Here is a 17,591-nt window from a genome sequence, read left to right on the forward strand (position 1 = left end):
TAGAGATGTCTGAAACTTCCGCTATCACGTACGTCGCCGCCGGCGTCGACAACGCCCGCATCATCGCGCAGCTTGCCACCGAGCTGGGTGCGCGCACCTCCCAAATCGCTTCGGCGGTGGAACTGCTGGATGACGGCGCCACCGTGCCGTTCATCTCGCGCTATCGCAAGGAAGCCACTGGCGGCCTGGACGATACCGTGCTGCGCAACCTGGAAGTGCGGCTGGGCTACCTGCGCGAACTCGAAGAGCGCCGTGGCGCCATCCTTGAGTCCATCTCGCAGCAGGGCAAGCTGACGTCCGCGTTGCAGCAAGAAATTGCCACGGCCGACACCAAGCAGCGCCTGGAAGACTTGTACGCGCCGTACAAGCCCAAGCGCCGCACGCGTGCCCAGATCGCCCGCGAGGCCGGCCTGGAACCCCTGGCGGACGCCATCCTGGCCGACACCGCCTGCGACCCCGCCGCGCTGGCCGAGCAGTACCTGAACCCCGAGGCGTCCATCAATGATGCCAAGGCGGCGCTGGACGGCGCGCGCGACATCCTGGCCGAACGCTACGCGGAAAACGCGGACCTGCTGGCCGACATGCGCGAGCACCTGTGGTCCACCGGCCTGATCTATTCCAAGATGATCGACGGCAAGGAAACCGAAGGGGCCAACTTCCGCGACTGGTTCGACTTCAACGAGCCGCTGCGCACCCTGCCCTCGCACCGCATCCTGGCGCTGCTGCGCGGCCGCCAGCAAGGCGTGCTGGAATTGCGCCTGGGGCTGGAAGCCGAACTTGAAGCGCAGGTGCCGCACCCGTGCGTCGCGCGCATCGCCAACTTCCTGAAGCTGGGCAATGGCCTGTTCGCGCTGGACGCGACGCCGCGCGCCCGCTGGTTGGGCGAAGTGTGCCGCTGGACCTGGCGCGTGAAGCTGCTGACGGCGTTTGAAAGCGAACTGATCGGCCGCCTGCGCGAAAGCGGTGAAGCCGAAGCCATCCGCGTGTTCGCCGCCAACCTGAAAGACCTGCTGCTGGCCGCACCGGCCGGTCCCAAGGCCGTGTTGGGCCTGGACCCCGGCATCCGCACGGGCTGCAAGATCGCCGTCATCGACCAGACCGGCAAGGTCGTGGACACCACCACCGTCTACCCGTTTGAACCGCGCCGCGACCGCGACGGCACGATCAACACGCTGGCCGCGCTGGTGGCGCGCCACAAGGTCGACCTGATCGCCATCGGCAACGGCACCGCTTCGCGCGAAAGCGAAAAGCTGGTGGGCGACATGATGGAACGCTTCCCCGACCTGAAGGTCACCCGCGTGGTGGTCTCGGAAGCGGGCGCATCCGTGTATTCGGCCTCGGAAATGGCGGCGCTGGAATTCCCCGATCTGGACGTGACGCTGCGCGGCGCCGTGTCCATCGCCCGCCGTTTGCAAGACCCCCTGGCCGAACTGGTCAAGATTGATCCCAAGGCCATCGGCGTGGGCCAATACCAGCACGACGTCAACCAGCGCGAGCTGGCCCGTTCGCTGGACGCCGTGGTCGAGGATTGCGTGAACGCCGTGGGCGTGGACGTGAACACGGCGTCGGCCGCGTTGCTGGCCCGCGTGTCGGGCTTGAACTCGCTGCTGGCCAAGAACATCGTGTCCTGGCGCGATGAAAACGGCGCGTTCCCGACCCGCGAAGTGCTGCGCAAAGTGCCGCGCTTTGGCGAAAAGGCGTTCGAACAAGCCGCAGGCTTTTTGCGTATTCCCAACGGCGACAACCCGCTGGACGCCTCGTCGGTGCACCCGGAAGCCTATCCCGTCGTCGAACGCATCGTTGCCAAGATCAAGGCCGAGGTCAAACAGATCATCGGCCAGCGCGACGCCTTGAAGGGTGTGTCGCCGTCCGACTTCACGGATGAACGATTCGGCCTGCCCACGGTGCGCGACATCTTCGCCGAACTTGAAAAGCCCGGCCGCGATCCGCGCCCTGAGTTCAAGACGGCGCAGTTCAAGGAAGGCGTTGAAACGCTGAACGACCTGTATCCCGGCATGGTGCTGGAAGGCGTTGTGACCAACGTGGCCAACTTTGGCGCGTTCGTGGACATCGGCGTGCACCAGGACGGCTTGGTCCACATTTCGGCCCTGGCCGAAAAGTTTGTGAAAGACCCGCGCGATGTGGTTCGTGTCGGCCAGACGGTCAGCGTGAAAGTGCTGGAAGTGGACGCCGCCCGCAAGCGCGTTGCGCTGACCATGCGCCTGAACGACACTGCGGCGCCCGCGCGCCGCGGCGGCGATGCCCCCAAGGGCGGCGACCGCCCGCGCCGCCCGCAAGGTGACGGCGGCCGTGGCAACGCGGCAGGCGGTGCCGGTGGCATGAACAGCGCCATGGCGGACGCCTTCGCCAAGCTGAAGCGCTGATCTTTTTCGCGCGTCGCCAAAACAAGGCCAGGGCTGATGCCCTGGCTTTTTCTTTGCCCACCTTTACCCTAGGACTTTCCCGTAGATTGGGCGTTTTCCTTGCGCTCGCTCAATCAAGAATTCTAAAAATAAGGGAAAATATCGAATTGTGTCCAAATAATAAAAGCTGGTGGCGTTGGGGAACACGGCAGACACAAACACCCATGATCAGGCGAACCGCGGCGCGAACCGTCTATCAGGCAAGAAGTAAAAGAAAAAGCGCCCTACCCCGAGAGCCCCGGAGAGCCATTGAACATGCGCACGACCATCACGCTTGCCGCCAATGAAGCGGCAACGATCACCGAAAAAGAAGCCGGCCACAGCGGCACCTACGCCGAAGTCACGCTGGGCCAATACTCGCATCTGGTCGTTGACGGCGCCGAAGTCGCCTTCAAGCACATCACGCTGGAACGCCTGGGCAGCCGCGTGATCGAGTTGCGCAACGGCGCGCAGCTACAAGTGGGCGCGCTGGGCTTTGCCAGCATGGGCGCCAGCATCGTGTACCGGATCGGCGTGGGCTGCGCGCTGACTTTCGACGCCAGTCAATGGGACCCGGAAGTGGTGGCCAACACGACGTTCGATTTCGCAAGCCAGGGCAGCGGCGCACTGAAGTACTTTCCGTTCATCAACCCGGAATGGCTGGATTGCCCGAACGTGACGGGCTATTCGGAAGGCGACCTGCTGGAAATCGCCGGGCAAGGCAGCGCGCAGCGGTTCCAGGTGCGCGATGGGCGCATCGTGGCGGGCGCCCGTACGGCGTAACGGCGCACGGGCAGCAGACGGAGGCGGGCAGCAGGCGGTAGCGCGCCGCCCGGCCGCTTATTCTTTCGCCAGCGACGCCAGCGCGTCACGCGTGCGCGTCAGGCGCGACGCTGCATCGCCTTGCGCGCCGGCCGGGGCTTCAGCAACCGTCTCACCATCAATGACCGCGGCATAGCTTTCGCCGGACGCTTGCAGCACGGTGTCAGGCGATTCCTCTTGCAGACGGCGCATCAAGGCGCCCGCCTGCTTCGGGTCCGCGAAGCGTTGCGACAACAGCAGTTCTTCGCCATCCGCCGCCAGAAAGCGGAAGCGGAAGCCGCCCGTTTCATCGCGGAAGCTGACGAAGCGCGCGCCCTTGTCCTTGTCTTTCTTGCCCTGCGACTTGGCCGTCGCCGCGCCCGCATTCAGGTTGCGCAAGCCGACGGCCACGCGCAGTTCCTGCATCAGCGGCAAGGCCTGCTTGCGCGCCTTGTCGGCGCCGGCTTGAAGTATGTCTTCAATGCGGCCCGGGTTGGCGATCAGGTCCACGTATTTTTCGCGCATCGGCGCCAGCAGGTTTTCCAGGTGCTCGTACAGCGCCTGCTTGGCGTCGCCCCAGCCCATGCCGTCTTCCAGCTGCTTGCGGAACGCCGCCGATTCCGCCTGCGTGGCGAATGCACGATACAGCGTGTACAGGTGCGAATTTTCCGCGTCCTTGGCTTCGCCGGGCGCGCGGGAATCCGTCACGATACGCATCACCGACGCACGCAGCGCCTTGGCGCCGCCTTCGAACAACGGGATGGTGTTGTTGTAGCTCTTGGACATCTTGCGGCCATCCAGGCCGGGCAAGGTCGCCACGTCTTCTTCAATGGCCACTTCGGGCAGCGTGAAGTAGTCGCGGCCATAAAGATGATTGAAGCGCTGCGCGATATCACGCGCCATTTCCAGATGCTGAATCTGGTCGCGGCCCACCGGCACGCGGTTGGCGTTGAACATCAGGATGTCGGCGGCCATCAGCACCGGGTACGAAAACAAACCCATCGTGATGCCGTCGTCCGGGTCCACGCCCTTGGCCACGTTCTGATCCACGGACGCCTTGTAGGCGTGCGCGCGGTTCATCATGCCCTTGGCCGTGACGCAGGTCAGCAGCCAGCTGAGCTCCGGAATTTCGGGAATGTCGGATTGCCGGTAGAACGTCACGCGTTCGTGGTCCAGGCCCACCGCCAGCCAGGTGGCGGCGATTTCAAGGCGGGAACGCGCCACACGCGCCGGGTCATCGCACTTGATCAGCGCGTGATAGTCCGCCAGGAAGAAGAACGCGTCCACGCCAGGCTGGGTGCTGGCCTGCACGGCGGGCCGGATGGCCCCCGCGTAATTGCCAAGGTGGGGGGTGCCAGTGGTGGTAATGCCGGTAAGGACGCGGGTATTCATAAGGCGAAGAGGCGTGTGCTAGGGGGAAACAAGCAGTGTAACGTGCCAGCGCATCGGCGCCTTGCCCGACTGCGACGGCGGGCGCCCGACCAGCGCCGCGCAAATCGCCATCACGCCATGTACGCGGGCTGCGCGAACGGCCGCCTACAGAACCGCGAATACCGGCGCGGCCAACGCGCAGATTCCGCCCGTGGTCAACGCCGCGCGCGGACGGAACGTCAGGAACCAGATCAGCAGCAAGCCGGCGATGCTGAGGATGCCGATCCATTCCACCGTGCCGTAGCTCCAGCCCCAGACCGTGGCCGATGCGTACAGCGACAAGGCCAGCGCGATCCAGCCGAAGATGCGCAACGGCACGCGGTGGCGGCGCGGGATGGCGCGGTCGAACAGGTCTTCGTAGTGGCGGTCCATTCCCAGGCACAGCGCGGAAAAACCGGCGTAGGCCAGGCAGAAAGCTGCAAGCGTCATGGCGTATCACCTCGCGGTTCGTAGACGACGGCGGCGGTCGCGGGGGACGTTGATGCCGTTAATGCCGTTGATGCCGTTGAGGCCCGAGAGGCCGTAGAGGCCGTAGAGCCCGTAGAGGCCGTAGAGGCCGTAGAGGCCGTAGAGGCCGTAGTGGCCGTAGTGGCCGTTGATGCCGCCGCATTGGCCCGCCCCCGCGCAGCCCCCTTGGCCGGCGCGCGACGCGCTCGCGCCGCCTTGAGCGACATCCAGGCGAACAACACGGCGCTGGCCAGGCAGGTCAGATCGAATCCGGCCATGACCCAATCGCCTTGCGGCAGCGACACGCCCAGGTGGCGCGATGTCGTCAACGCGTTGACCACCGGCACCAGGGCCAGCGCGGCGGCGGCAACACCCAGCAGGTCCTGCCATTTGCGGCGCTGGAACAGAAATGCATAGATCAGCGACACGGCCCACGCCGCGAAGAAGCTACGGGACTCCCACAACTGACGCCCCGGCAGGTCGGCCGGCAGCAGGCGGTTGGCAAGGAAGAACACGGCAACGCCCAGCACCACGCCGGCGATGGTGCCGGCATTCAAGCCGTCCACCAACCGCAGCGAAAACGCTTCGCGCGCATCCTGGGGCCGCGCCTTCTGGCGACGCTTGGCAATCCACAGCACCAGCCCCGTGGCCACCATGCCGGTGCCGGCCAGGCTGACCAGGAAATAGAACCAGCGCAGCAAGGGCTCGGCAAACAAGCCCAGGTGCAGGCCGGTGATCGTGCCGGCGGTTCTGGCGGTGGCGCCCAACTCGCCCTGCCCTTCCGTTGGCTTGCCGGTCACCCCGTCAAACCGCATCCACGGCGCCATCAGACCGAACGACACGCCGTCAGCGGCGGCCTGCGTCAACGTCACGGTGGCGCCCGCATCGCCCGGGTTGTTTACCGTGACGCGGCCCAGTCGACCTTGCCACTGCTGCTGTGCCTGCTCGACCAGCGGCGCAATCCGCACCAGCGGCGCGGGTTGATTCAGCGGCGGCGTGACTTTGAATGACTTGAAAACGTCGTCCGTGTACTGGCGCGGATTTTCGTAGACGGCCTTGATGCCGGCGGGCATCAGCATCACCATGAACAGCACCAGGCCGCTGAAGGTGATCATCAGATGAAAAGGCAGCCCCAGCACCGACAGGGCATTGTGGCCATCCATCCAGGCGCGTTGTCCGCCCTTTCCAGGACGGAAGGTAAAGAAATCGGCAAAGATCTTCTTGTGGGTAATGATGCCGCTGATGATCGCCACCAGCATGAACATGCCCGCGATGCTGGCCAGCCAGCGCCCCCACGGGAACGCGGTCTCAAGTTCGAAATGGAAGCGGTAAAAGAAATCGCCGCCGCGTGTTTCGCGCCCCTGGACCGCCTGCCCGGTGGCGGGGTCCAGCTTCACGCGCACAAAGCCGCGTTCGCCCGGCTTGGGCTTGGACAGTTGGTACAGCAACAGAATCAGCGGCTCGCGATCGGACGGCGGCGTGATGAACCAGCGCTTGGCGTCCGGGGCATGTTCGTTCAGGTAGCGCTGCGCCATCTCGACCGACTGCACGGCGGGCGCCGACTGCACCTGGATCTCGGGCTGCATCCAGCGCGTGATCTCGGGCCGGAAGAACGCCAGCGACCCGGTCAGGAACATCGCGAACAACACCCAGCCGAATATCAATCCGGCCCAGGTGTGCAGCCACGACATCGATTGGCGCAGGCCCTCTTCGCCCTGCGCTTTGGGCTTTCGTGCCGTCATGCCATCCCCATCGCGCGGCCGGCCAGGAACAAGCCGCCCAACAATGCGGCGGGCAGCAAAATACCGACCCAGGCGCGCCACGCGCTACGCGTGGCAAACACCCAGATCACGCCGCATGTGTAGACGACGAACGACACCATCAGGGCCGTGGTGACGGCGTCCGCCCGCCCCATGGGCAGCCAGGCGGCCAGGCACGCCGCAGCCGCCGAGGCAAGGACATAGCCGCCCAGAATGGCGGCAGCCGCCCTGGAAAAAACGGCCATGCGGTAGCGCATCATGCCTGCGCCGGCTGCGGGAGCTTTCACGGATTCACATTGAAGGTCAGGGTGGAAACGTAGCGGATCTTGGCGTAGGTCTTGCCGTCGGCCTCGCCCGCCTTCTCTTGCATGTGCGCCGCTTCCAGCACGTACTGGCCCGGCCACGGCGTCGTGATTTCGATACGACCGTTCTCGTCGGTCCAGAAGCGCTTTTCCCACTTAGGGGGACCGAAAACGGTCACTTCGGTCTTGGCCAGCGGCTTGCCTTCGAAGTTCAGGACAAAAGCGTTGGCGCCGGCGGCGGTGGGCACCAGTTCCAGGTCCAGCTTGGCCTGCGTATCGGTGCGTCCGGCCTTGGCGCCGTACTTGACCAGCGTTTCCTTGAACTGCATCGGCTGGGCCAGGCGCACGTCGCCCTTTCCGGACACCGCGTATTCCACAAAGTCCGCGCCCTTGCCCGAGGCCTTCAGCACGGTGCCGTCAGCGGCGGTCACGACGGGCGCCACCAGAATCTTGCCCAGCAAGCCGTCCTGCTTTTCGCGCACGTCGTCGGCCCATTCGCCGAAGTACGCCTTGGCCGGGCCTTCGCCCCCCCGTTCCAGCCAAACAAAGTGCGCCTGCGCAGCGCCCGCGCATCCCATGAGCGCGATAGCGGCCAAAGTCCTTGCAAAGTTCATTCTGGTTCCTCTGGTTTTTTAGTCTGATAAAGACAACAGACAAGCCCCGCGGCCGATGCCTGTTTTTTATCGGCCTGAATTATAACCATTCTCACTACCGCATCCATCGAAATTTGTGCCGGAAGGCCAGGCGCTGGTTAACCCCCATTCCTTTAACCCGTGAATTAAATATATTAGCCATATATCTGAAGCCACCCACCGCACGTGAACCCTGGAGTTCCTCATGACGCACCCTCGCTGGACAGGCATCTTTCCCGCCATCACCACCAAGTTCCACGCCGATGAACAGATCGACGCCGAAGGCACCGCCAAGCACATCGATTTCCAGATTCGCAACGGCATCCATGGCATGGTCACCTGCGGCTCGCTTGGCGAGGCCAGCACCTTGACGCTGGAAGAAAAGCTACAGGTCACCAAGATCGCACTGGAGGCGTCCGGCGGCCGCGTGCCCGTGCTGGCCAACGTGTCCGAGACCAGCACGCGCGAAGCGCTGCGATACATCGAAGGCGCCAACAAGCTGGGCGTGGCGGGCTTCATGGTCATGCCGTCGCTGATCTACGTGGCGGACGCGCGCGAGGCCATGCTCAATGTGCGCACCATGGCCAATGCCGCGCAGCAACCCATCATGGTCTACAACAACCCGCTGGCCTATCGCGTGGACCTGACGCCCGCCCACATGGCCGAGCTGGCCGACTGCAAATGGATCGCCGCCGTCAAGGACAGCTCGGGCGACACCCGCCGCGTGACCGACCTGCGCAACACCGTGGGGGACCGCTACCAGATCTTCCTGGGCGTGGACGATCTGGCCTACGAAGGCCTGGCGCTGGGTTGCGATGGCCTGCTGGCCGGCGTGGGCTGCGCGTTTCCCCGTGAAACCGTCGCGCTTTACGACCTGATGAAGGCGGGCAAGTACGCCGAGGCGTTGTCGCTCTATCAATGGATGACGCCGTTGCTGCATCTGGACGTATCCACCAAGCTGGTTCAGAACCTGAAGCTGATCGACGCGCTGGTTGGCGTAGGCACCGAACACGTGCGCCGACCCCGTCTGCCGGTCATTGGCGAAGAACGCGCATTGATCGAACGCGTTGTGGCGCAGGCCTTGGCAACGCGCCCCGCGCAGTACCAGTCGCTGCCCTGACCGCCCTTTCCGCCCGACGATGATCCGGCCGATGACTTCCAGGAATTTCCAGCAATGCCATGGCGTTATCGCTGAATCGCGCGGTGAGGAAAATGCGTGGCGTTGCGGTCTCTACGACACGACGCCACGCGTTTAATTGCCTAGACTAGCCCGTTCGCTTGTTCGATTTCTTCTTGTTCGTCCGCCGGCAAGCACTGATTGCCGGGCCGCTTTTTCGCTGCACGTCTACAACTTCTGCACAAGGCGCGTCAATGAATCAGATCCGTGTCATCGACTCCCACACCGGCGGTGAACCCACCCGGCTTGTTGTCTCCGGTTTTCCTGATCTGGGCGCCGCGGACATGGCGGAAAGGCAACGCCGCCTTGCCGACAAGCACGACGCATGGCGCGCGGCAACCGTCCTTGAACCCCGAGGCAGCGACGTCCTGGTGGGGGCCTTGCTGTGCCCCCCGCAAAACCCGGCCAATGCCGCCGGCGTCATCTTCTTCAACAATGCCGGGTATTTGGGCATGTGCGGCCACGGCACTATCGGGCTGGTCGCCACCCTGGCTTACCTGCGCCGTATCAAACCCGGCACACACGGTATCGAAACGCCGGTCGGCACGATCCGCGCCACCTTGCACGAAGACGGATCCGTCAGCGTGCGCAACGTGCCCGCCTACCGCTTACGCCAGGCCGTATGCGTCGATGTACCCGAATACGGCAAGGTCGTCGGCGACATCGCCTGGGGCGGCAACTGGTTCTTCCTGGTCAGCCAGCACGCGCAGCGCGTTGCGCCAGACAACCTTGACGCGCTGACCCAGTACGCCTGGGCCATCCGCCAGGCGTTACAAGCGTCGGGCATCAGCGGCCGCGATGGCGCGGAAATCGACCACATTGAACTGTTCTCCCCCGACCCCAACGCCGACAGCCGCAACTTCGTGCTGTGCCCGGGCAAAGCCTATGACCGCTCGCCGTGCGGCACCGGCACCAGCGCCAAGCTGGCCTGCCTTGCCGCGGACGGCAAGCTGGCCCCGGGGCAAATCTGGCGGCAGGCCAGTGTCATCGGCAGCACCTTTCAGGCCAGCTATGAATTGGCGGACGGGCAGATCATTCCCACCATACGCGGGCGCGCCCACATCTGCGCCGAATCCACATTGCTGATCCAGCCGGACGACCCCTTCGGTTGGGGCATCCGGCTTTGATCGCCGGCCGTTATTGCTGACCGTTATTTGCTGACCGCTATTCGCTAATCGCTAATTGCCACGGAAGCCTACGCATGCCACACCCCACGAAAGACGTGCTGATCGTCGGCGCGGGCATTATCGGCGCCGCCTGTGCGCGCCACCTGGCGGCCGCCGGGCTGTCAGTGCATGTGCTGGACGCCGGCCTGAAAGGCGCCACGCAGGCCGGCATGGGCCATCTGGTCGTCATGGACGGCGACCCCGACGAACTCGCGCTGAGCAGCCTTTCGATCGACACATGGCGGCAGTGGGGCCCGCGCATGAACGCAGCAGACCCCGCATGCGCCTACACCGAATGCGGCACGCTGTGGGTCGCAGCCAATCCCGACGACATGGCCGAAGCCGAACGCAAGCACGCGCGTCTTGTCCACCACGGAATAGCGGCCACGCTGCTTAGCGCGCGGCAACTGGCCGACGCCGAACCCTTCTTGCGCCCCGGCCTGGCCGGCGCGCTGCACGTACCCGGCGACGGCCTGGTGTATGCCCCCAACGCGGCGCGCTGGCTGTTGACGCACGCGCCACCGGGCGTGTCATTCGAGGCCGCCCGCGTGGACAAGATTGACGAGCGCGGCGCTGTCCTGGCCGATGGCTCGCGGCGCCCTGCCAAGGCCGTCGTGCTGGCGGCGGGCATGTTGGCCACCCACCTTTGCAACGATTTGCCTCTTGTTCCCAAAAAAGGCCATCTGGCCATCACGGACCGCTACCCGACCGGCATTCGCCACCAACTGGTCGAGCTTGCCTACATGGCCAGCACCCAGCAACGCGACGGCGCCTCCGTGGCATTCAACGTGCAGCCCCGGCCCACGGGCCAGCTACTGATCGGTTCGTCACGCCAGATCGGGCAAGCCGATTCCGACATCGATCCCATGGTGCTGTCGCGCATGCTCAAGCAGGCCATCGACTTCCTGCCAGGTCTGTCGGGCATGAACCTCATCCGCACCTGGACCGGCATCCGGGCCGCCACGCCGGACGGTCTGCCGCTGATTGGACCGCACCCCAGCCGCCCCGGGCTCTGGCTGGCATTGGGCCATGAAGGCCTGGGCGTCACCACCGCACCCGCCACCGCCGCCTTGCTGACCGCTCTCATGACGAACGCAACGCCGCCGCTGGCTGCCGCGCCCTTTGCACCATCCCGCTCATTTGACGAGGTAACGCCATGACGCGTCCGCGATATTCCGCCCGCCCGCGCATCCAGCTTGACGGCCGGCCGATGCGCGTGGAACCCGGCAGCAGCGTCGCCGCCGCGCTGGCCGCCAGGTCACCCGGCAATTCGCGCGTATCGGTGTCCGGCGAAAAACGCGCGGCATTTTGCGGCATGGGTGTGTGCCACGAATGCCGGGTCCTGATCGATGGCCGCCTGCGCCTGGCATGCCAAACGCGCTGCCAGGAAGGCATGCGCGTGGATACGGTACTGGAACACAGCACCCCGCCTGGCGTAGCCCCGCGACATGACGCTGCCGCAAATGCCTGCGACCTGCTGATCATCGGCGCCGGCCCTGCTGGAATGTCAGCCGCGCTGGCCGCCGCGCCAAGCGGACGCGCCATTGTGCTGGTGGACGACAACGCCGCACCGGGTGGCCAGATCTGGCGCGATGGCCCGGGCGCGTCCATACCCGCCCCTGCCCGGCGCCTGCGCGAACAACTGACGCAATATTCGAATATCACGCTGCTTTGCGACACCCGTGTCGTCGGCATGGCCGGCTTGCCCGGGCAACGGGCGCTGATGCTGGAGAATGCGCGCGAAGGTTGGGCGCAGCACTATGGCGCGCTGATCCTGTGCACGGGCGCTCGTGAGCTTCTGCTGCCATTTCCCGGTTGGACTTTGCCCGGCGTGACCGGCGCGGGCGGCCTGCAAGCCTTGGTGAAAGCGGGCGTACCGCTGCGCGGCAAGCGCCTCGTCATCGCCGGCACGGGCCCCTTGCTGCTTGCCGCGGCGCATGCCGCACATCGGGCGGGCGCGCGCGTCGTGCGCATTGCCGAACAAGCGGATTGGCGGGCATTGCTGCGCTTCGCCTATCGCTTGCACCGCTGGCCCGCCAAGGCCGCGCAAGCCGTCGCGCTGTTCAATCCGCACTACCGTACTGCCAGCCACGTGCTGGAAGCCACCGGCGATGGGCGCGTGCAACAGGTGCGGCTACGCCGCGCGGACGGCGAAGAAACCATCGCCTGCCATCGGTTGGCCTGCGGGTTTGGCCTGGTGCCCAACATCAAGCTGGGACAGATGCTGGGCTGCGAACTGGACGCGCACGGTGGCCTGCACGTGGATGACGTGCAGCAAACCACCGTGCCCGGCATCTTCGCGGCAGGCGAATGCACGGGCATCGGCGGCAACGAACGCGCCCGGGTGCAGGGCACGCGCGCCGGCCATGCGGCGGTGGGCGAACTGACCCAGGCCGCGCGCCTGTCGAACGATCTTGCGCGTTGGCAGGAATTTGCCGACGCGCTACGCGGCCCCTTCGCGCTACGCGCGCCGCTGTTGTCCCTGGCACGCCCGGACACCCTGATTTGCCGTTGCGAAGACGTGCCGCAATCCGCGTTGGCGGCGCATCAAGACTGGACCGACGCCAAGCTGCACACGCGTTGCGGCATGGGCGCCTGCCAGGGCCGCATCTGCGGCGCCGCCGCCCAAGCCCTCTATGGCTGGCAGCCCTTGCCCCCCCGACATCTGCTGGCGCCCGCCCGCATCGACACGCTGGCGGCCATCGCGTCCTCATCCGGCAACTCGCTCGACTAAGGAACCCCTCATGACGAACACCCTGGACGCCCACATCGCGTTCGCGCAAAGCCTGGCTGACGAGGCGCGAAAAATGTACGCGCCTTACCTGAACCACACCGTTGAGCTTGATGCCGACAACAATGCCAACGCCGCAGCCCACGCCGCCAGGCCCCGCCTGCCGCGCACCGATATCAAGCCGGACCGCAGCCTGGTCACCGCGCTGGACCAAGCCATCGAAGCGCACCTGCGCGCACGTATCGAAGACGCGTACCCGAAGCACGGCATCTACGGAGAAGAAGGCGGCATCGTGCGACTGGACGCCGAGCATGTCTGGGTGCTTGACCCCATCGACGGTACGGCGCCCTTTCTTGCCGGCGTGCCCGTCTTCGGCACCTTGATCGCGCTTATGCAGCGCGGCACGCCGGTGCTGGGCATCATGGATTTTCCCGCCACCGGTGATCGCTGGGTCGGCGCTGCCGGACGCCCTACCCTGCATCACGGCGTGCCCTGCCACACACGTGCCTGCGACCAGTTGGGCGATGCGATGCTCAGCACCAGCAACCCGGACTTCTACGCGCCCGACGAACTTCCCGCCTTGCAGGCGCTGCGCGAACGTACCCGCTGGCGCATCTACGGTGGATGCTGCCTGGCGTATGGGCTGCTGGCCGCCGGCCGCACCGACATCGCCATCGACGCCCGCCTGGCGCTGTATGACTACGCGCCCTTCATCCCCGTCATCCAGGGCGCCGGGGGCGTCATCACGGACTGGAACGGACAGGCGCTCGGGCTCGGCAACCCGGCGTCGCGCATCCTCGCCGCGGGGGACCCGCGACGCCATCGGCAGGCTTTGCAGCTGGTGCGCCAGGCAATGGATTGATCCTTCCCCCCACACACCTTGCACGCATCAGGAGCCCCCGGGCATGGACATCCGCATTGAAAAACTCTGCATCTCGTACGGCGATCAGCGCGTCATCGACGGCCTGAGCCTGGATATTCCTCCCGGCGCCTTCTTTACCTTGCTGGGCCCTAGCGGCTGCGGCAAGACCACCCTGCTGCGCGCCATCGCGGGATTCACGGCCGTTGCTTCCGGCCAACTGCTTTTTGGCGGCAAGGACGTGACCCGGCTGCCCGCGCACCAACGCAACATCGGCATGGTGTTCCAGGACTATGCGCTGTTTCCCAACCGCAGCGTGTTCGACAACGCGGCGTACGGGCTGCGCGCACGAAAGGTGGCGTCCGCCCAGATCCAGCAGCGGGTTACGGCGGCATTGGAACGGGTGGGCCTGGGGCAATACGCGGCAAGACTGCCTGCCGAATTGTCCGGCGGGCAGCGGCAGCGCGTCGCGCTTGCACGCGCGCTGGTCATCCAGCCGCAGGTGCTGCTGATGGATGAACCGCTGTCCAACCTGGATGCGAAGCTGCGCATCCAGGTGCGCCAGACCATCGCCGAACTCCAGCGCGAGGCCGGCATCACCACCGTCTTTGTCACGCACGACCAGGAAGAAGCGCTGGCGCTATCCGACCAGATCGCCGTCATGCAGAAGGGCCGCGTGGCGCAGTTGGGCACGCCGCGCGATATCTACAGCCAGCCGGCCAGCGGCTACGTGGCGGACTTTATCGGTGCGGCCAACCTGCTGCCCGTGCAATGCCACGCGCGTGAAATCGGGCCGGTCCGCTTGCAGCTCGACGGGCACCCCGTGGCCGCGCATGCCCCTGTGCCCGTGACAGGCCAGGCCGTTCTGGTTGCGCGCCCCGAAGACATCCTGCTGTCCACCACCGCGGGCGCCGGCGTGCCCGCACGGATCCTGACGCAGCAGTACCTGGGCATCAAGACGAACTACCGCGTCGAACTGCCCAGTGGCCGCCATATGAACGTGGACGTGCACGGCGACCCGATCGCGGCGCTGGCACGAGGAGCCAAGGTGGACCTGGTTTTCAACCCGCAAAAAACCCTGGTGTTGGCATCATGAAGCGCCTGGTTCCCATCCTGCGGTCGCCCTGGACGTGGTTGTCGCTGGCGGTGCTGGCCGTGTTGCTGGTATTCCTGGTCTGGCCTGTGCTGAACATCCTGTCGGCCAGCATGCTGGCCCGCAACGACGAAGGCCTGTCCGGCTGGCAAATCATGCTGGCGGATCCGCGATATCCGCGCGCCATCGGCAACACCTTGCTGCTGGGCGCGGGCGTCACGCTGCTGGCCGCGGCCATCGGCGTGCCGCTTGCCTACCTGACCGCGCGCCACCGCTATCCCGGCAAGGCCTTGGTGTCGATCCTGCCCTTGATCACGCTCATCATTCCCGAAGTGATCGGCGCGCAGACCTGGCTGATGATCCTGGGCAACAACGGCGTGCTGACACGCGCCCTGCGTGACGGCCTGGGACTGGACCCGCCGTCGTTCTATGGCTGGCCGGGCTTGCTGACCGTGATGACGTTCACGTATTACGCGTACATCTACATTGGCACGCTGGCCGCCATTCGCGGCTTTGATGCGCAGCTTGAAGAGGCCGCGCAAAGCCTGGGCACGTCGCCCCCGATATCGCGCCTGAAGGTGATGGCGCCGGTAGTGCTGCCCGCCGTGCTGGCAAGTGCGCTGCTCGTCTTCACCATGGTGGTGGGCAATTTCGCCACGTCGATGATTCTTGGGCACCGCGTCGAACTGCTGTCGGTATTGACGTATCAGGCGTCCGTATCCGAAACCGGCAGCGACCCGGTCATGCAAAGCACGCTGGCCACCACATCCATTGCCCTGGTGATGCTGGCCCTGTTCCTGCAACGCTGGATCGTGTCGCGGGGCCGCTATGAAATCACGCAAGGGCGCGCCGCGCCCGAGACGCCGATACGCGGGCCCGGCGCGCTGGCGATGGCGGGTGCGGCGCTGGCCGTGATGGCGCTGTCCATGTTGCCCCTGGGCACGCTGGCCGTGGGAGCCTTCACACGCGCGCATGGCCCGGTCATGCGTTGGGGTGAATGGACGCTTGCGCATCTGGAACGCGTGCTGATCAATGCCCCCGGCCCGGTGCTGAACTCCGTCTTGTTCGCCGGAGCCGCCACGCTGATCGCCATTGCCTTCAGCACGCTGGCCAGCTACCTGATCGTCAAGAAGCGCAACTTGTTGACGCCCTGGCTGGATTACCTAAGCTCCATTCCACTAGCACTTTCCGGCACGGTAATCGGCATCGGTCTATTGATGACCTTCGGCCATGGCGCGTTCGATTTGTCCGGCACCGCGTCATTGATCGTGCTGGCCTACATCGTGCGCCGACTGCCCTTTGGCGTGCGCAACGCGTCGTCCACGCTGTTCAACCTGCCCGACTCCATCGAAGAGGCCTCCATCAGCCTGGGGGTGCCGCCACTGGCGTCCTTCCTGAAGGTGGTGCTGCCCTTGATGGCGCCCGCGATCGCCGCCGCCGCCGTCCTGACCTGGACCACCACCGTCTCTGAACTGAGCGCGTCGGTCATCGTGTATTCGCCAGGCCATGAAACGCTGCCCATCCAGATTTTCCGACTGATCGACAGTGGCCTGATGGCGCAGGCATCGGCCTATGGCCTGGTGCTGATCGCCGTGATTCTGGCGCCGGTGCTGCTGGCGACCCGTGTCTTCAATATCCGGCTATTTGCCTGAGCCCGCCTTTTTCACCCCACCCTTCAAGGAACCGCCATGATTCAGCTTCCCTCTTTCAACCGCCGCCAGGTGCTCAAGCTGCTGGCCGTCACCGGAGGCATCGGCGCCCTGCCCGCTCAGGCGCTGGCCCAGCGGGCCGAAAAAGTCGTCCTGTACACCACGTTGAACGCCCAGTCCGTCGAGACCGCCAGCGATCTCGCGCGCGACCTGCTGCCCCATATCAAGCCCAGCACGGTGGCGGGCGGCAGCAGCCAGTTGCTGAAACGGATCGAAGCCGAAGCGGGCCAGCCCAAGGGCGATCTTTTCTGGACGTCCAGCGCCAACGTCATGCACGGCTACCGCGCCTTGTTCAAGCCTTACCGCTCGAAGCACATCGCCGCGATTCCCGAGCACCTGCATGGCCCCGACGACCTCTGGATGGCCGCCAACCTGCACGTCGTGGTTGGCATGGTCAATGCGCGGCAGTTGTCCGGCCCCGCCCCGACGTCGTGGGCCGACCTGACCGACCGCCGCTTTAAAGGCAAGGTCATCATCGGCGACCCGGGCAACAGTTCAACAGCCTTTACCGCGTTGTGGGGCATCGAGCGCGTGCTGGGTACCGACGGCTTGCGAGCGCTGGCGCGTAACGTCAGTGTCTCCAGCGCGGCCTCGCATGTGGTGCGCAGCGTGGGTCAGGGCGAGTACGCCGTGGGCATCACTTTCGAATCAACGGCGTATCCCTATGTGGCGGGCGGCCAGAAGGAAATCGGCATCATGTACCCGTCGGACGGCACCTTCACCGTGGCCGACAACATGGCCATGGTGAAGAACTCGCCCAACCCGCAGGCCGCCCAGCGCATGTACGACCTGCTGCTGTCGCGCGAGATGCAATTGGCATTGCTGCAAAACGCCTATCGCCGCCCCAGCCGGGACGACATCGACGTCAGCAAGCACCTGGACATGCCGCCGCTTGCCGACATCAACATCGTGCCGGTCGATGAAGCCGAAGCCTCCGCCGGTCGCGAGGCCTTTCTTGCACGCTGGCGCGCGTTTGTCGCAGAGGCGCGCAGCGCCTGAGGCACGGTGCTTGAAGCGCAACCATTGAAGCGTAGCGGGCGGGCCATCGGTCCGCCCGCTACGGCGTAACCCGCCGCGATCC

At 65.5% G+C, this 17,591-nt stretch carries 15 protein-coding genes; 10 read left to right on the forward strand and 5 right to left on the reverse strand.

From position 1 onward, the window contains the following. Positions 1–5: 5 nt before the first annotated feature. Positions 6–2,384, forward strand: a complete 2,379-nt coding sequence (gene tex, locus V6F88_RS15410) for an RNA-binding transcriptional accessory protein Tex (protein ID WP_332610550.1) — start codon at positions 6–8, stop codon at positions 2,382–2,384. Between the two features lie 294 nt (positions 2,385–2,678). After that, positions 2,679–3,185 (forward strand): hypothetical protein, encoded by a 507-nt coding sequence (locus V6F88_RS15415; RefSeq protein WP_332610552.1) that lies wholly within the window; start codon positions 2,679–2,681, stop codon positions 3,183–3,185. A 57-nt stretch (positions 3,186–3,242) separates the two neighbouring features. Here V6F88_RS15415 and V6F88_RS15420 read toward each other — a convergent pair whose 3' ends face one another. The 5 genes from V6F88_RS15420 to V6F88_RS15440 form a co-directional block, all read right to left on the reverse strand. After that, on the reverse strand, positions 3,243–4,595 hold the full coding sequence (locus V6F88_RS15420) for a tryptophan--tRNA ligase (RefSeq protein WP_332610553.1): 1,353 nt from the start codon (positions 4,593–4,595) through the stop codon (positions 3,243–3,245). 144 nt (positions 4,596–4,739) lie between these two features. Continuing rightward, the gene (locus V6F88_RS15425; protein WP_219991916.1) at positions 4,740–5,063 is read right to left on the reverse strand and encodes a DUF3325 domain-containing protein; all 324 of its coding nucleotides are present in this window, start codon (positions 5,061–5,063) and stop codon (positions 4,740–4,742) included. Continuing rightward, the gene (locus V6F88_RS15430; RefSeq protein WP_332610555.1) at positions 5,060–6,823 is read right to left on the reverse strand and encodes a PepSY-associated TM helix domain-containing protein; all 1,764 of its coding nucleotides are present in this window, start codon (positions 6,821–6,823) and stop codon (positions 5,060–5,062) included. The genes V6F88_RS15425 and V6F88_RS15430 overlap by 4 nt, the downstream gene beginning before the upstream one ends. After that, positions 6,820–7,101, reverse strand: coding sequence for a DUF3649 domain-containing protein (locus tag V6F88_RS15435; RefSeq protein ID WP_332610860.1), 282 nt, complete (start codon positions 7,099–7,101; stop codon positions 6,820–6,822). Before V6F88_RS15435 ends, V6F88_RS15430 begins: the two co-directional genes overlap by 4 nt. A 23-nt stretch (positions 7,102–7,124) precedes the next feature. After that, entirely contained in the window at positions 7,125–7,757 is a 633-nt protein-coding gene (locus tag V6F88_RS15440) for a DUF4198 domain-containing protein (protein ID WP_332610556.1), read from the reverse strand. 223 nt (positions 7,758–7,980) lie between these two features. On the opposite strand from V6F88_RS15440, the gene V6F88_RS15445 reads away from it, so the two are divergent. From V6F88_RS15445 to V6F88_RS15480, 8 genes are all read left to right on the forward strand, one after another. Beyond that, positions 7,981–8,895 carry a dihydrodipicolinate synthase family protein gene (locus V6F88_RS15445; protein ID WP_332610558.1) on the forward strand — a complete coding sequence of 305 codons (915 nt, stop codon included), beginning with the start codon at positions 7,981–7,983 and terminating at the stop codon, positions 8,893–8,895. Positions 8,896–9,146: 251 nt separating this feature from the next. After that, positions 9,147–10,079 (forward strand): 4-hydroxyproline epimerase, encoded by a 933-nt coding sequence (locus V6F88_RS15450; RefSeq protein ID WP_332610559.1) that lies wholly within the window; start codon positions 9,147–9,149, stop codon positions 10,077–10,079. Between the two features lie 74 nt (positions 10,080–10,153). Then, positions 10,154–11,278 (forward strand): NAD(P)/FAD-dependent oxidoreductase, encoded by a 1,125-nt coding sequence (locus V6F88_RS15455; protein ID WP_332610561.1) that lies wholly within the window; start codon positions 10,154–10,156, stop codon positions 11,276–11,278. Next, positions 11,275–12,852, forward strand: coding sequence for an FAD-dependent oxidoreductase (locus V6F88_RS15460; protein ID WP_332610562.1), 1,578 nt, complete (start codon positions 11,275–11,277; stop codon positions 12,850–12,852). The genes V6F88_RS15455 and V6F88_RS15460 overlap by 4 nt, the downstream gene beginning before the upstream one ends. 10 nt (positions 12,853–12,862) lie before the next feature. Then, on the forward strand, positions 12,863–13,711 hold the full coding sequence (locus V6F88_RS15465) for an inositol monophosphatase family protein (protein ID WP_332610563.1): 849 nt from the start codon (positions 12,863–12,865) through the stop codon (positions 13,709–13,711). Between the two features lie 43 nt (positions 13,712–13,754). Next, entirely contained in the window at positions 13,755–14,804 is a 1,050-nt protein-coding gene (locus V6F88_RS15470; RefSeq protein ID WP_332610565.1) for an ABC transporter ATP-binding protein, read from the forward strand. After that, on the forward strand, positions 14,801–16,453 hold the full coding sequence (locus tag V6F88_RS15475) for an ABC transporter permease (RefSeq protein WP_332610566.1): 1,653 nt from the start codon (positions 14,801–14,803) through the stop codon (positions 16,451–16,453). The genes V6F88_RS15470 and V6F88_RS15475 overlap by 4 nt, the downstream gene beginning before the upstream one ends. Positions 16,454–16,489: 36 nt before the next feature. Continuing rightward, the gene (locus V6F88_RS15480) at positions 16,490–17,509 is read left to right on the forward strand and encodes an extracellular solute-binding protein (protein WP_332610568.1); all 1,020 of its coding nucleotides are present in this window, start codon (positions 16,490–16,492) and stop codon (positions 17,507–17,509) included. Positions 17,510–17,591: the final 82 nt, after the last annotated feature.

The organism is Achromobacter sp. ESBL13, from assembly GCF_036668755.1.
Classification (GTDB): domain Bacteria; phylum Pseudomonadota; class Gammaproteobacteria; order Burkholderiales; family Burkholderiaceae_B; genus Achromobacter.

Excerpts from the sequence above, each read along its gene's own strand:
- V6F88_RS15465 (WP_332610563.1), top strand. The coding sequence starts at position 12,863 with ATGACGAACACCCTGGACGCCCACATCGCGTTCGCGCAAAGCCTGGCT.
- V6F88_RS15460 (WP_332610562.1), top strand. The coding sequence starts at position 11,275 with ATGACGCGTCCGCGATATTCCGCCCGCCCGCGCATCCAGCTTGACGGC.
- V6F88_RS15420 (WP_332610553.1), bottom strand. The coding sequence starts at position 4,595 with ATGAATACCCGCGTCCTTACCGGCATTACCACCACTGGCACCCCCCAC.
- V6F88_RS15425 (WP_219991916.1), bottom strand. The coding sequence starts at position 5,063 with ATGACGCTTGCAGCTTTCTGCCTGGCCTACGCCGGTTTTTCCGCGCTG.
- V6F88_RS15480 (WP_332610568.1), top strand. The coding sequence starts at position 16,490 with ATGATTCAGCTTCCCTCTTTCAACCGCCGCCAGGTGCTCAAGCTGCTG.
- tex (WP_332610550.1), top strand. The coding sequence starts at position 6 with ATGTCTGAAACTTCCGCTATCACGTACGTCGCCGCCGGCGTCGACAAC.
- V6F88_RS15415 (WP_332610552.1), top strand. The coding sequence starts at position 2,679 with ATGCGCACGACCATCACGCTTGCCGCCAATGAAGCGGCAACGATCACC.
- V6F88_RS15440 (WP_332610556.1), bottom strand. The coding sequence starts at position 7,757 with ATGAACTTTGCAAGGACTTTGGCCGCTATCGCGCTCATGGGATGCGCG.
- V6F88_RS15470 (WP_332610565.1), top strand. The coding sequence starts at position 13,755 with ATGGACATCCGCATTGAAAAACTCTGCATCTCGTACGGCGATCAGCGC.
- V6F88_RS15455 (WP_332610561.1), top strand. The coding sequence starts at position 10,154 with ATGCCACACCCCACGAAAGACGTGCTGATCGTCGGCGCGGGCATTATC.
- V6F88_RS15435 (WP_332610860.1), bottom strand. The coding sequence starts at position 7,101 with ATGATGCGCTACCGCATGGCCGTTTTTTCCAGGGCGGCTGCCGCCATT.
- V6F88_RS15445 (WP_332610558.1), top strand. The coding sequence starts at position 7,981 with ATGACGCACCCTCGCTGGACAGGCATCTTTCCCGCCATCACCACCAAG.
- V6F88_RS15430 (WP_332610555.1), bottom strand. The coding sequence starts at position 6,823 with ATGACGGCACGAAAGCCCAAAGCGCAGGGCGAAGAGGGCCTGCGCCAA.
- V6F88_RS15475 (WP_332610566.1), top strand. The coding sequence starts at position 14,801 with ATGAAGCGCCTGGTTCCCATCCTGCGGTCGCCCTGGACGTGGTTGTCG.
- V6F88_RS15450 (WP_332610559.1), top strand. The coding sequence starts at position 9,147 with ATGAATCAGATCCGTGTCATCGACTCCCACACCGGCGGTGAACCCACC.